The organism is Luteolibacter sp. Y139, from assembly GCF_038066715.1.
Classification (GTDB): domain Bacteria; phylum Verrucomicrobiota; class Verrucomicrobiia; order Verrucomicrobiales; family Akkermansiaceae; genus Haloferula; species Haloferula soli.
In genome coordinates, this window is the sequence record NZ_JBBUKT010000005.1 from 437,629 (window position 1) to 451,294 (window position 13,666).

The window sequence follows — 13,666 nt, forward strand, 5'->3', positions numbered from 1 at the left end:
TTGAACCCTAGAGTCCTGACGTTCTTTTCGCACCGGGGGGATGGCGAAGCTCATTGATATCGAAGGCATCGGACCTGATGACGCCGAACTGCTGGAAGCTACCGGCTGGACGGATGCGCACGCGCTTGCCAAGGCGGATCCCGAGGTTTTGACCCGGGAAGTCGCCGCGGCGAACGAGATGCTAAAGATCGTGCCCCGCACGCCGGAGCGGCGGAAGATCGAGCGCTGGATCGCCGCCGCGGCCCGCGCGGTCGACCCCGATGCCCAGAAATCGTCCCGCAGCCGTCTGCCGGTCGCCGTGGCCGCGGAGCCGCTGCCGGACCGTCCGCGGCGGAAACGGGGCGCCGAAAGGAGGGCCCGCGCGGCCACTTCTCTCCAGACGGTTCAGGAAGAGCTTTCGTTGCCAACGGAGGAACCCGTCGAGGAAGAGCCGGAATTGGCTCCTACCGCGGAGGAAGATTCGAGCGGTGAGGCGGCGCTTGCTGCCGTCGCCGGCCCGGTCAATTTCGAGGCGGATCCGGACGTGGCTGAAATGCTGGCGGTGGCCCCGTTTGCGCTGCCGATCCCGGCGCGGCAGCTCGCCGAGCGCGGCATCGCGCCGTCCGAGATCGGGGTGGCGCCGCTGCTGAATCGCGCGCTGGGGGATCTGGATGTCCGGGTGTATGTCGAGAAATCGACGCGCAAGGACTTGCCCGGTGCTCCCGCTACGAACCGTCGGGCGAATGCCACTGCGGCGGTGCAGGTGGCGGATGTCGGTTTCTCGATGGGGCGCCGCGGCTTCGATGTGGGCAAGATCCGCACGATCGAGGATGCGCAGGGCGAGGCTCCGCCGGTCCGTGCCTCCTCCGGTCCTGCCACCCCGCAGGAAGAGCGGATCAATATCCTCCGCACCCCGCTGGAAAAGACCAACCGCGGCCGCAAGCCTTCATCGCGCTTCTTCATCCGCGGCGTGCTGCATGACCGTCCGCTGCGGGTCTGGTTCGGCGGGCTGATCACGGTGCTGCTCCAACTTATGGTGCCTGTCGCGATCATCGCGGCGCCGCTGTTGATCCTGTCCGATCAGAAGCCGGAAGACTTCGCGTGGGTGCCGGCGTGGATCATCGCCTTCCCGCTGGCGGTGCCGGTGCTCGGCATTCTCTACGCCTTCGTGAGCTCCGGTGCGAAGTGCCGCGTCTGCGCCCAGCGGATGTATGTGCCGAAGCACTGCCTGAAGAACCGCAAGGCGCATCACCTGCCGCTGCTCGGCTACATCGGCGCCGTGGCGCTGCACGTGATGGTCTTCAAGTGGTTCAACTGCACTTTCTGCGGCACTTCGATCCGGATTAAGAAGTAGTCCGCGCTTTCAGGCGCGGCATTGGGCAGATCCGGGTCTAACAGATTCACTTTTAAAGTGCTGCCCCCAAGAGCTTCACTGTTAGTCGCTATTCTGCCACGTCAGGACTCCTTTTCTTGGATACGGGCCAAATCCAGTAAAAAGCGGAGGATCACAGGGCTCGTCGCCCGAAACAATGACATGGATCCAAGCCTCGTGGCTCTCCTTGAGTCTATCTCGGTCCACCCTGATTGTTGGAAAGAGCCTGGCTTTGCTGATCACGGACTCAATAAAATCGGCATCGTTCGAATCGATTCCGTTGGTCGCCCCCGTGCCACGCCACTTTGGCCCGGTGAAATAGTCGTAGAGCTCATTCTCTGGAGAGATCAAGACGCGCTCGGGTACTGTAACGTCGTTTCGTAGAGGGATGAGAACTCCTTCAATCTCCGGTGAAAGGCACGATGTCCCGCCTGTCTGATTGGTGATCGCGATCCCGGATGGCCATTCGAGGATCAGTCCAAGACCCACATGATCCCACAATTCTATGCGCCGGTCTGACATGTCGTTTTTCTTGCTGAACGTCTAAGATGAGGCACGGAGCGCAGCGGAGTTGCCTCCATCGCTTGTTCTGCCGTCAGCCCGAGTAGGATTTGTAGAGGAAAACCATCCCCGCTGATTCATCATGCCACAAATATTCTTCAAACGAAAACCCTTCATCTGCCGGGGTGTCTTCCTGAGTTCTTGAATAAATGGTGACGTTGGCTGGGGGCTTGCGCCACCAAGCAGGCGACGGTTTGATGTCGGGAACCGTAGTTGAGGTAGAGGTGGAATATCCCCCGCCGACGATCTTCTGAAATGTGATTTGATCGTAAGTGAAACCCAGCCATACCGCGGTCGTGCCGTCCGTCAGTTCCCGGGTATAGTGGCTGGTATAATTGATTGATGTGATGGACGCGCGAGGATCAAACCCGAAAGTCCTCTCGAACCCCGCTTCTTGCTCCTTCCGGGTGTCGGCTTTGCTCGTTTTGGAGCAGGAAGCCAGAACAGCGGCAAAGAGAGAAGTGAGTATAATGGTGCCAGCTTTCATCTGTTGCAGAACGACAAAAGCCCGACGCCAGGTCCTCGAGAAGCTTCGATTGCAACCGGAGTGTGATGCTAGTGCCTCACGTTTTAGTCCTTCCGGTCCGGAGCGGGGCTTGGCTCGGCCTTTTCTTTGCACTCGAAAATCAACTTGTCTCCCTCCCAGATTTTCAGGATCGAGAACGGTGTCGCCGCTCCCTCCTGAGGTGGATTCGAGGTCTTGATGAGACACTTGTAATCGGTCGCGGGGTCGAGTTTGACCGGCGGCCCGCTGCCCGGGCTGATTCCCCAAATGGTCCAGTAGCGGGTCTTATCCAAGGAGAATGAGATGATGTGGTGCAGCTGGGAAAAGGTGTGTCCCTCCCGATCGCTCAGCATGACGCATCCGAGCTCGTCCAGGTAGATTTGTGGCCTTAGGGACACCAGAAGAGTCCCGTCCGGGTTTTTCTTGAGCAGGGTGGCAGGACTCTCCCGCTTTTCGAAAGACGGAGCCGCCACGGGTTTGGTTCCGGGGTCAGTGACTGGCTCCTCGCCCCGGCAAGGAGCGCAGAAACACGCGAGAACCACTGGGATGATCCGTTTCATCGATTTCTGACGAACGCTATAGCGCACCCATCCGCGACAAGGATTGGGCGCTTTGATGGAAGGTAAGGGGTGAAGTCGTAAAATCGACCCAAAAACACAGCGGTCAGGAATTGGGTGCCGCGATTGGTTCCCGGTTGTGGGTGTCCGCGATGATGACTTCACCATCCGAAATTGCCCGATACGGAAGATCATGCTCACGGTAGTAGTCCACGACCGCTTCCATGCTCTCTGATTCAAAGTGGTCACATCGGTAGTGAGGCACGATGTAGTAGTCGATGATGCCAAGTCCTTCCCATAGGGTGGGGTGCTCATATCCGTGGGACTGAGCTTCCGGTTCATCAGCCAGGTGAATGCCTCTCAACGAAGGGGACAGAACGCAAACGCCAGCGCTGTAGCCTCCGTAGAGGAAATGCTTGTCGTCAACCTTGCCCTGGATCCATTGGTCGAGACCGCTGAGGTGCATGGCCTTCCGCAGCAGGAAGGTGTTGCCTCCGAGCACCCACAACATGCCAGCTGCCGCGAGCTTCTCAGAAAGGATGCCGTGGGAAGCGAAATAGTCCCGGAGATCCAAGGGATCCGCGGCAATTCCGAGGTCGGCTAGCCGGCCAATCTCCCGCCCCATTCCAGCCCTGAGACGCTCGGAATCGTTCGAGAAATCAAGTGCGTTAGAAACGACCAGGGCAGTCTTGCCTCGTGCGAGGTGCGCGAGGTGGTGGCCTTGATCGCCGATAAGATACGATGAGAGGTAGAGGTGCAATTTTTCAGGGGACGTTTTAGGTGAGGTGGCGCACAGGACTCCGATTCAATTCGAGGGCTTGTCGCCGTCGCCTCGACCGGTTTGTCCGGCTTGTTTGCTTTTCCAGTTCTTGGCGATGGTCTGGTGTATTAATCCGTGGATGATCTCGGGAGTATCCTCCAGGGAATATTGGCCTCCGAACAGCCAGCGATTTCCTCCTTCTGGTTGGTAATAGTAAGTCATGCGGATGGACTGGGTTCCATCGGTCCACTCTATTAGCTGGGAAGTGTAAATATACCAGCCCCACTCCCTGTCCGGAAATACATCAGTCCAAACCTCGTCGACAATCCTGCCTTTTCTCTTGGGTGCTTCACCCACAGCCACCGGCGGGGCGAAGATCACCGGATTGCCGATCTTGGATGGTGGAGGCACTGGCTTCATGGTTCTAATTCTACCCAATAGTGTAATGAGTCCGCTGCAATGCTGTCACGATCCGATGGCGGCAAGACGGAGAAGTGGAAATCCAAGGCCCAGATCACCTTGGAAGCTTTCGTCGACCGGAAGCTCGTGGACGAGTCCGGTGAGGCATGGGCAGGGGCGCTGGAGGATCTGAAATGAAGCCGGAGGGAAACGGCGTGAGGATGGATAGATTCCGCATTCCGGGTTCGACAAAAACGGCGCCTTTGGGCGTCCTGTCGCCATGCGTTACTGGTTGATCAAATCCGAGCCCGATGTCTTCGGCATCGATCATCTTGCCAAGGCGAAGCGCGAGCCGTGGAGCGGCGTGCGGAATTACCAGGCGCGGAATTCGATGCGGGACGACATGCGGCCCGGCGACCTCGCGATCTTCTATCACTCCAGCACCACGCCGCCCGGTGCGGTGGGGATCGCGAAGGTGGCCGGCGAGGCTTATCCCGATCCCACGCAGTTCGATGCGAAGTCGGAGTACTACGACCCGAAGTCGACCAAGGAGAACCCGCGCTGGATGCTCGTCGATTTCGAGTTCGTGGCGAAGTTTCCGAATGAGGTGACGCTGCAGCAGATGAAGGAGGATCCATCGCTGGAAGGTATGGTGGTGCTACAGAAGGGCACGCGGCTTTCGATCACGCCGGTGGAGGCGAAACACTTCAAGCGGGTGTGCAAGCTGGGCGGGTGGAAGGAGTGAGGAGCGCATCGTGATCGGCGATCACCAGCGGGTAGCCACTTCCCGTCGATCCGGAGAAAGTAGGTAGCTATCCCGCGACTGCTGGAGCCGGTTTGGCTTGGGACTTATTTTTTGGGTGGGCGATGCTCGTCCTTAAAAGGTAGGCGGACGGAAGCGGGAAAAGAGATGGTCATGCGAGGCGGCGATTGATAGAGGCTAGGAGGATGAGATACGGGATGCTGTTTTCGATTTTCCTGGGCGTGGGGGCGATTGCACAGGAGCTGCCGGATGAGGTGCGGTTGGTGACGGAGGCGCATGAGAAGGAGGTGCGCCGGCTGAAACTGGCCTATCTACAGGACCTGGATGCGCTGGCGGAGCGCTATCGGAAAGCGGATGAACCGGAGAAGGCGAAGGCAGTGGCCGAATTGATCGCGAGGACGGAGAAGGAGTTGCAGGAGAAGGAGAAGGAGAAGGAGAAGGCGTTGCCGAGGAAGGAGAGTGAAGTGGATCTGAAGCTGCTGGTCGGGACGTGGCGGCGAAATACGGACGGAAAGGTCTGGAAGATCGAGAGTGAGAAGGGCGGGGTCTTCAACGGGAAAGATTCTTTCACAATGGCATACGATGCGGAGAAGCGGCAAGTGGTGGTGACGGCGGCGAAGGGGTGGGTGAATACGCTGGAATTCACGGACGATGAGAACGTGATGAGCGGGAGCTGGGAGAAGGACGGGCGGAAGACCTTCGAGCTGACGAGAGAGAAGGCGAGCGGGGGGAACGCCGAACGTCCCATCTTGGAGGGATTCTAACAGGTTAAGGAACTGGGCTTGGTGGACTGGCCCGATGGAGGAGTTCGAGCCGTCTAGGGCCGCGCGTCTGAATGTTAAAGTGCGAGAACCGACCCCATCCACTTCGTGGTTTGGCTTCGCCTGCTTGAAGCTGGAGTTGAACGGGGAGGGATCTTGTCTTCTTCTCGATACGAGGTTGGAACCAAGTCTTGCCAAGCTATTGAACGAAATGAAATTCACCATCCTTCTACTGTTCCTTGTCGGGAGCACGATGATTTCCAGTGCAACGCCGGAGCAGGAAGCGGGAGAACATCAGCGGATTTCTTATTGGAGAGGGCAATTGGCCGAAGCAGGAGACTTGGACGCTCAGCCCGTTGCTCAAAAAATCGAGACACTAGGCACCGTTCTTCGAGGGATCGGTTGGCCAGCGGACTACAGGTATGCTGGAGCCGAAGCGGCTACCTTCCAAAAGGAGGTCCAAGCTGCGCTTCTTGCCATCCCCGGGCATGCCAAACACTTCGCTGATAAAATCGAGCGCGAGCGCGAAGAAGCTCAAGCCATTCCGCGGACTGCTCAGATAAAATATGATTCCGTGAGGAGCTTCTGTTTGATGGGGATTTTTCCTCATCTGCCGTCTCCCGAGGCGGTCCAAGTGCTTGGTCACTATCTTGACGACGAGCGGGACATTCCCCGCCACGAGGTGGACAAGTCGCGCGAGAGAGATTACATCACAGAGCCTGAGAATGCTTGGCTTGCCGTTGGCGCGCTCTCGACCATCGGGCTGAGAGATTCCCCCTACCCGCCGCTTCGATTTGTGGATTCCGCAAAGGGCATTCCTGAGCAGGCGGTCGCATTGCCAAAATTTCGTGCGTGGTATGCGGAGATAAAAGAAGGCAGGCGGGCCTTCTCCTTCCTGGGGCAGAAAGTGGAATACCGATTCATGCCCGATGGATCGTGGGAGACTGCGCCTCTGGCTATCAGCGACGAAGAGATTCGCAAGGAGCAGGAGTTACCCGAATTGATTTCTCGCGCCGTTCCTTCGCCCACGAACGGGGAGGTAGCTCCGGCACCTTCGTTTCCCGCTAGTTGGTGGCCCGGGTTGGTTTCCGTCGTCACTGCGTTGGCCGTTGTGGGAGCATGGTTTGCGCGGAAGCGGAGTCAGCATGCGTAGAAGATGGAGGTGGTTGCGGTCTAACAGATTCAAATTTCAAGGGATGGCATCACTGATAGGTGTGAGTCGGAAATTTACGGGCATCAATACCCTTTGCTGACTTGCTCCCATCCTTGGCCGGTCCAGCGAAAAACCACGAAGCCATTTCTCACCACCTCCGCGCGACCGTTACTAGTCCATTCGATTTTCATGTTGTAGTCCGGCGGAAGACTGTCCTCCCCATATTCCGAAATCGAGAATAGCATCGGAGCCCCCGGACCAGGGTAGTATTCTGCTCGACAGGCTGTTCCACCGATATCCAAAAGCCCCTCCAAACTCCATGGGGCGACCTGCAACACCCTGATCTTGATCATCGGGCCGTTCTCCGAAGCGCTCACCTGCTGAACGACATGTCCCATGTTGGCGCGCCAGATTAAGATCAGAAGGATCGCCAACGACAAAAGCCCAAGTACCCGGATGATTTTGGCTATTCTTTCCATGGTGTTGCCTAGTAAGGAACCCTCGCAAGAGAAACGCAAGGCTTGGATGGGCTCGGTTCTCGCATCGGAACAGCTGGGCGGGTGGATGGAGTGAGGTTGGTGAACCTCTTCTCTCGCGAGAAGCTTGCTTGTCCTTGATCGTCGCGGGCTCTATTCCTTCGAGGATGAAGCTCATCACACTTTTGCCATTCGTGGTCCCCATGGCCGGTTCTCTTGCGGCCGGGCTAACGGAAGATCAGGTGATGAAGTGCTTGCAGTCGGTGACGCTTGCGTCGAATTCCTGCAAGGCGGAGGCGTGCCTTGAGACGATGCCGACGGCGGGATTCGAACTGGTATTGGTGGAGACCAAGGAACGGCAACACATCGACCGGGCTCAGATGAAGGAGATCATCGAATCCTTCTATCGGTCCATCGATACGGCGACGTATGTTTATGGGCTCGCGATTGAATCGATCTCCTTGGCCGCTGATGGGAGCGCCTCGGTCGAGATGAGGGTGTCGGAAGTCTTCCGGGACAAGGAGAGCGGCGAGCTTCGTTCGCGGCGTTATCGGGAAAAGCTCACGATGGTGGAGGAGAAGGGGCGGGTGGTAATTACCCGCAGCGAGATGGATGCCGCGCAGACGACGAAGCTGGCGGGGCCGGGGAAGTGATCTCGTCGCGGTAATACAGCAAGGTTGAACCTGGCTTCCGTTGCCGCCACGCACCATCCATGTTGCACCGCACCGTTAGTCCCGAACCACCGAGGCCAGAAAATGAGTCCAAGCCGCTCCTCCCTGCCTCGGGATCATGCTGGATTTGTTGTGATGTGGGGACTGATCACATTCAGATTCCAGCCGTCCAAATTGCTCAAGCACGAGGTAGATAAGCTTCAGGAGATCGAACATTAAGTGCGATGAAGCAGGTGCCTATTTTCGCTGCGATCTTGATAACGATCTCCAGTTTGCTTGGAGGCCTCAAAGCGGCCGTGCCGGTAGACTCGGAACTGAGAGAAGTGCAGCAACTTGAGTCGCTTCCTCCACAAGATGCCGTAGCGCTCTTTAAAAAATATGCCAATGCCGGCGAATTGGGAGATCTGGCAAAGGCCAACTTCGCCCAGAATACTCAGCTCGTCGTATGGGTGAAGGAATACTTCAAAGAGACCCCGGTGCTTTTCGAGAATTACGCGGAACGAAGATCGATCATCACGGCGATCCGCGAACTTCGCGCGGAGTGGGCGGTCCGCTTTCTTCTCGAACTATCCCGTGATGATCGCCCGATGAAGTCGGGCCAATTCGACTACGACGATCCAGAGTTCCAGAAGAGGATGAAGGAAGAACAGGCGGAAATTGGGGATTGGGACGACACTGGGGATCTGATCTTCCGGCGTTACGGATATGGACCTCCGGGAGGGACCAATGGAATACTGGCGTCGGACGCCTTGCGGGCGATAAGCTCCGTCGCTCGGCTGGCCCAAGAGCGTCGCGGCCTGAAGGATACTTCAGTTACCGGCACAGCAGGCCTCTCGCCGGATAGTCCTCGGATTGCGGAGATGGTGAAGGAGATTTGGGGAGAGAAGGCCATCTTGAATGAGGAGCTTGGGCTCGGCGTCGACAATCTTCCGGTTTCCGCAGGCTCGGTGGCAGGAAAGGTGCGGCGCCAGGGGCTTCCTGTTCCGGATGTCGGCGCAGTGGAGGAGAACGCGTCACCCCGAGCCGTGGTCAACAAGGGCCCCAAGTATGCGTTGATTCTTTCCTGTGGCCTTTTGGCCGCTGCCTTGGCAGCGGTGGGATGGCGGTGGCTGAAGGCGGATTGAGGCGGGCATCACCTTTGCTTCCCGCGTTCTCACGAACGCGCCTACGTCTAGAGATGATCCTCTAGAATCCAAACGAGGAGCATCCTTGCCGCCATGAAGAGATGACGCTGGAATGTGGTCGTGTCGAATGATGCTCCTCTCAATCCCTATGCGCCGCCGGTTTCGGTGGAGCCGTTGGCGGCGGTCGATGCGGGGAAGTTGTGGATGGTGCATGGGGATCACTTGCTGGTTCGCGATGGGGCGCGGTTGCCGCCGGTGTCGCTGTTCGGGGAGGATGAGGGAGGGGAGCTGACCTCGTCGCACCAGGTTTTCGTGGCGGCTTCGGGGGCTTCGGCGTTTGGGCTGTTGGTGCCGTTGGTCATCGCGATAGCGGTGATCTTCAGTGTCGCCAATGTCGTTCCCCGGTTGGCAGGGCTGGCGGGGTTGCTGGCGTTTCTCGTGAGTGGGCGCTTGTTCCGTCGCTTCACGAAGGCCAGCCAGCTCATCGCGAACATCCATTGCTACCTGCCCATCGCTAGGCTCAAGGCGCGGGCTCGCCGCGATCGCTGGCGGAGTGGGATGATCATGGCGGCATTGGTCGGCGTTGTCGTGACCGGCTTGAGCGACTCTTTCATTTCCGGAAACTATGAGCGGGAGCATCTGTGGGATGACTGGTTCAAGACACCGGTCGTGCTGGGAACCGTGGGCCTGTTTCTCGCGGCGATGGTGTGGCTGATGGCGGAGCGTTGGCTGCGGTGCGTGCGACAGACGGGCGGGTGGTTTTATCTAACCGGTGTGCCTGCATCTTCGCTGCTGAAGCTCTCCAGGATCTCGCCCGAGCCGCCGCCGTTGCGGACGCGCAAGGTTTACACGCTCTATCAGTACCGGCTGCCGCTGGGGATCCTGCTCGGGCCGCGGCGGAATCCGCTGCTGATCCTGATCGTGGCGCTCTTCAAGGTGTTCCGTTCGCGGGCGCTGGTGCGGCAGAACTTCCACTGGAGCGAACGGCGGCGCGGGTTGCCGTCGGGTGAAGGCATGGCGAAGGAAATCGAGAAGCTGCGCAGCGAGGGGGAGTTCGCCTCGTGGCAGGAGCTCGGCTGCATCCGCGTCGGTTCGCCCAAGGGAGACTTGAGCATGCTCACGGCGCGGTTCGCGTCGCCGGACCGGCGGCACTTTTGTCATCTGACGCTGTACCGGATCTCGAAGGCGCGGGCGTTTGTGGAAGTGGCGCAGACGGACTTCCGCACGTGGACCACTGACGGGAGGTGTGTGATTACTTCCGATCAGCCGTTTTACCCGCGGCTTCCGGAGTATCTCGATCTCCAGCGGGTGAGGGGGAATGTCAGCGGGCAGTGGTCGCGGCATCTCCAGCGTTGCGAGCGGGTGACTCCGCTGGCGGTGGAAAGTGAAGAAGAACTGCGAGCTTTGTTAGAGAAGGAGGCGGAAGATCATGCGGTGCTGTTGCAGGAGGCGGGGATTCGCAGTGCGAACGAGGAGGTGGAGATGCCGGGGGATTGGGAGGTTTGACCGCGAATGGATGCGGATGAAGGGAAGGTGGTTTTGACCGCGGATTGCGCGGATGGCGCGGATGGCGCGGATGAAGAGATGGGGAGCGTGGACATGCTGTCCACCCCGTGTCGACGGAACGTCGACACCCCTTAGGGGCTTTGTGGGATGCGGGCTGGAGGAGTGAGTTGGAGGGTGGATCGGAGGATGCTTGTTTCCGCGATGTCATGAGGCTGGAATGCGGGCGTGGCTGACGATGCTCTCAATCCCTATGCACCGCCCGCGGAAGAGGTGGTCTCGTCGGAGGTGGTGGGTGGCGTGTGGCGAGTGGAGGCCGACTATCTGGTCGTTCGTGAGGGAACCGTTTTGCCGAAGGTGGACTTGGACGGCCGCGGCATGGGCGGGCACCTGACTCCGGTGGCGATGAAGCTGCCGGTGCCGATGGATGGAAAGCGCCTGGCGATCGTAGTCATCGCCGGGCTGCCGATGGTGGGGTACATGATTTATCAAGCCACGCGAGGAGCGCGTGTTTCGCCGCTGTGGATGATCGCGATCGCGGTGGGCACCCAGGTCCTTTGTCAGTTTCTGTTCCGCGGGGTGAAGGTGCGCACCGCACCGGCTCACGTGTATGGCTACATCTCCATCCCGGCGATCCGGTCGATCACCCGGCGCGATCAGATCCGGCGGCGGCTGACCTGGGCGCTGCTGGCACCGGTGTTCGTCATCTTCCCGCTGGTGGTCGCGTATCCCCTGATGACGAGGAGATATGACCAGATCCTGGAGGTCGCGAAGTGGGCGGGCGGGATCGTGGCGGTATCGCTGGTGCTCCTGCTCGCGGTGGCGATCTGGAAAGAGGCTGACAAGGGGTGGCGTTGCCCGCGCTTCAGCGATGGCTGGGTGTGGATCAAGGGCTTGGGCCCGAAGGCGCTTGCCGGGCTCGGGGCGCAGGCGGTGGGGTATGTGCCGGTGCCGGTGAAGAAGCGGGTATTCAAGATTCGCCTGGACCGGATGCCGACGTCGTTTTGGAAGGAGGTCCATGGCGGCGGTCCGCTGGGAACCCTGCGGAGCTGGATGCACCGGTCGCGAGTGAAGGGCCGGCCCGTGGAGCAGACCGTCTTTCATTGGAGCGAGCGCGAATGGCTATCTCCCGAGAAGGCGGATCCGGATCTATTGGCGGCGTGGCGCTCCGAGATCGCGGGCACTCCGCTCGCCGACTGGCCGATGGTGTATGCCGAGCACCAGACTCTGGCGACCGGCTGCCACGGGGTGACCGAGCTGATCTTCCTCTCGCCGGATGGTTGTCACGCTGCGATTCCGTCGATCACGCGGGCAGTGATCGATCGCAAGCTCAAGGAGACGCGCGAATTGAATTTCCGAAGCTTCACGACCGATGGGCGGATCATCGCCACCGCGTCGAATCAGCCGGCCGGGCCGTTACCGTCCGAGCTCGAATTCGAGGTCGTCCGTGGCAAGCCAATGGAGATCGCTCACGTCCATTTTCAAAGGACCTCCAGAGAGCATCTCGTGACCGTGACCGCTGAAGAGCTCCGCCGGAACGAAGAGCGCGAGATGGACCTCGTCTATGAGACTCGGGAAGCGGCCGGGATCTATGGTCCCATCGAGGAGATGGAGTTCTTCCGGCCGTAGCGAAGCTGACCCTGATCTTACTGGACGGCCACGCGGCGGTCTTCGGAGACGGTGATGCGATTGATGATGATCTCGACGCCGGGGACGCCGCGGGCGTCGGACTCGGCGACGGTCTTCACTTCGGCGCTGGTGGTGGTCCCGCCGAGGGTGAGGACTCGGCCATCAAGGTCGATGGTGATGTCCGTGCCCTTGAGGCGCTTGTCGTGCAGGAAGACGTCATTCAGTGCCTGGCGGGTGGCACTGGTGGAAGGGGCCTTGCCGGTCATGCCTTCCATGGAAAGGCTGCGGGCGATTTCGAGGCCTTCGCCATTCACCTCGCTGACGCCGGTGACGCGGGCGCGTTGGATGAGCTGGGCTTTTTCGCCGGCGGTGCCGATCTTGCCGGAGAGGCGGACTTGGCCGCCATTGACGGAGACGGCGATGTGGAGGCCATCGTGAAGCGGGTCATCGGCGATATCGCGCTCGATCTGCCAGCGGATCGCGCGGTCGCTGCGGGAGGGCTTGTTGGTGGAGGTGATGCGGTTCTCGATGACGGCGATGCCGGGCGTTTCCGCGGCGAGTTCGCGGGCGAGTTCCTGCTCGTCCCAAGAGCCGACTTGGCCATCGAGGACGGCGTATTGATCGTGCACGCCGACGGTGATGGCGCTGGAGCTGATGCCGGGAGCGGCGGCGAGGCGGCGGGCGATGTCGGCAGCGCGTTGCTCATCGCTGAGGCGGGCGGAGGCGATCTTGATTTCCGAGATCACGCCGCGGACGGCTTCGACGGACTTGGTGCGTTCGACGGCGCGCTCGGCCTGATTGAGGGTAGCGACTTTGCCGGAAAGGGTGGCGATGCCTTGGTTCACCGAGACGTGGATGGTGTCGCCAACGAGGCGTTCATCGGCGGTGAAGGTCATGCCGATGAAGTCGGCGAGACCGGCATCATCTTCGAGGACAAATTCGGGGGTGGCGCTAGCGGCGGTGAGCGTGAGGGCAGAAAGGGCCAGCAGGCTGCGAAGGGGGTGAGCGAGGTTTCTCATCTTCATGGCGGTTTTGGATTCGGGATTGCGAGGTAATTGCAAGCCGCGTGCCGCTAGAAGGGAGGGTTGGGGATCAAACAGTTAGGGTGGGAAGGGGTAGGGAAGGAGGGAGGAAATCACGCAGGGCGCATGCGTGAGGGTGCATTTTTCAATCTGCGGCGGACGGGGACCTGTGCGGTCGGTTCGGCCCGCGAGAACTGCCGCGCAGCAAGCTGCACTCGAAAGCTGCGAATGATCGCAGCAGTCCAAGGGCGGCTGCGCCGCGGTCATCGGGTGGCCCCTTCAGGTGAGGCGGACGCTCAATGGTCCTTCTTCTCGCCGGTCTTCTCCTTGTCCTCGTCCGAGTCGTCTTCCTCCGAGTCGTCTTCCTCCGAGTCGTCTTCCTCCGAGTCGTCTTCCTCCGAGTCGTCTTCCTCCGAGTCGTCTTCCTCCGA

16 protein-coding genes are annotated in these 13,666 nt (G+C 59.8%); 9 read left to right on the plus strand and 7 right to left on the minus strand.

The features are described from left to right. Positions 1 to 40: 40 nt before the first annotated feature. Complete coding sequence (locus WKV53_RS15555; protein WP_341405694.1) at positions 41 to 1,333, plus strand: DUF4332 domain-containing protein; 1,293 nt, start codon at positions 41 to 43, stop codon at positions 1,331 to 1,333. 81 nt (positions 1,334 to 1,414) lie between these two features. On the opposite strand, the gene WKV53_RS15560 is transcribed toward WKV53_RS15555, so the two are convergent. The 5 genes from WKV53_RS15560 to WKV53_RS15580 form a co-directional block, all read right to left on the minus strand. Then, entirely contained in the window at positions 1,415 to 1,873 is a 459-nt protein-coding gene (locus WKV53_RS15560) for a DUF6210 family protein (protein WP_341405695.1), read from the minus strand. Positions 1,874 to 1,946: 73 nt separating this feature from the next. After that, a complete protein-coding gene (locus tag WKV53_RS15565) occupies positions 1,947 to 2,399 on the minus strand; it encodes a hypothetical protein (protein WP_341405696.1) in 453 nt (150 codons plus the stop codon). A gap of 83 nt (positions 2,400 to 2,482) precedes the next feature. Then, entirely contained in the window at positions 2,483 to 2,890 is a 408-nt protein-coding gene (locus WKV53_RS15570) for a hypothetical protein (protein ID WP_341405697.1), read from the minus strand. 190 nt (positions 2,891 to 3,080) lie between these two features. Then, on the minus strand, positions 3,081 to 3,734 hold the full coding sequence (locus WKV53_RS15575) for a Type 1 glutamine amidotransferase-like domain-containing protein (RefSeq protein WP_341405698.1): 654 nt from the start codon (positions 3,732 to 3,734) through the stop codon (positions 3,081 to 3,083). Positions 3,735 to 3,779: 45 nt separating this feature from the next. Further along, a complete protein-coding gene (locus tag WKV53_RS15580; protein ID WP_341405699.1) occupies positions 3,780 to 4,154 on the minus strand; it encodes a hypothetical protein in 375 nt (124 codons plus the stop codon). Positions 4,155 to 4,193: 39 nt separating this feature from the next. Here WKV53_RS15580 and WKV53_RS15585 point away from each other — a divergent pair, with 39 nt between their 5' ends. From WKV53_RS15585 to WKV53_RS15600, 4 genes are all read left to right on the plus strand, one after another. Continuing rightward, a complete protein-coding gene (locus WKV53_RS15585; RefSeq protein ID WP_341405700.1) occupies positions 4,194 to 4,331 on the plus strand; it encodes a hypothetical protein in 138 nt (45 codons plus the stop codon). A gap of 82 nt (positions 4,332 to 4,413) precedes the next feature. Next, entirely contained in the window at positions 4,414 to 4,878 is a 465-nt protein-coding gene (locus WKV53_RS15590) for an EVE domain-containing protein (RefSeq protein WP_341405701.1), read from the plus strand. A gap of 215 nt (positions 4,879 to 5,093) precedes the next feature. Further along, a complete protein-coding gene (locus WKV53_RS15595) occupies positions 5,094 to 5,660 on the plus strand; it encodes a hypothetical protein (protein WP_341405702.1) in 567 nt (188 codons plus the stop codon). 208 nt (positions 5,661 to 5,868) lie between these two features. Further along, complete coding sequence (locus tag WKV53_RS15600; protein ID WP_341405703.1) at positions 5,869 to 6,810, plus strand: hypothetical protein; 942 nt, start codon at positions 5,869 to 5,871, stop codon at positions 6,808 to 6,810. Between the two features lie 83 nt (positions 6,811 to 6,893). On the opposite strand, the gene WKV53_RS15605 is transcribed toward WKV53_RS15600, so the two are convergent. Continuing rightward, entirely contained in the window at positions 6,894 to 7,289 is a 396-nt protein-coding gene (locus WKV53_RS15605; RefSeq protein WP_341405704.1) for a hypothetical protein, read from the minus strand. A gap of 200 nt (positions 7,290 to 7,489) precedes the next feature. Here WKV53_RS15605 and WKV53_RS15610 point away from each other — a divergent pair, with 200 nt between their 5' ends. The 4 genes from WKV53_RS15610 (at position 7,490) to WKV53_RS15625 (ending at position 12,213) form a co-directional block, all read left to right on the plus strand. Beyond that, the gene (locus WKV53_RS15610) at positions 7,490 to 7,939 is read left to right on the plus strand and encodes a hypothetical protein (RefSeq protein WP_341405705.1); all 450 of its coding nucleotides are present in this window, start codon (positions 7,490 to 7,492) and stop codon (positions 7,937 to 7,939) included. Positions 7,940 to 8,181: 242 nt separating this feature from the next. After that, entirely contained in the window at positions 8,182 to 9,081 is a 900-nt protein-coding gene (locus WKV53_RS15615) for a hypothetical protein (protein WP_341405706.1), read from the plus strand. Positions 9,082 to 9,201: 120 nt separating this feature from the next. Next, on the plus strand, positions 9,202 to 10,587 hold the full coding sequence (locus WKV53_RS15620; protein ID WP_341405707.1) for a hypothetical protein: 1,386 nt from the start codon (positions 9,202 to 9,204) through the stop codon (positions 10,585 to 10,587). Positions 10,588 to 10,812: 225 nt separating this feature from the next. Further along, positions 10,813 to 12,213 (plus strand): hypothetical protein, encoded by a 1,401-nt coding sequence (locus WKV53_RS15625; RefSeq protein WP_341405708.1) that lies wholly within the window; start codon positions 10,813 to 10,815, stop codon positions 12,211 to 12,213. Positions 12,214 to 12,230: 17 nt separating this feature from the next. Here WKV53_RS15625 and WKV53_RS15630 read toward each other — a convergent pair whose 3' ends face one another. Beyond that, positions 12,231 to 13,232, minus strand: a complete 1,002-nt coding sequence (locus tag WKV53_RS15630) for a BON domain-containing protein (RefSeq protein WP_341405709.1) — start codon at positions 13,230 to 13,232, stop codon at positions 12,231 to 12,233. Positions 13,233 to 13,666: the final 434 nt, after the last annotated feature.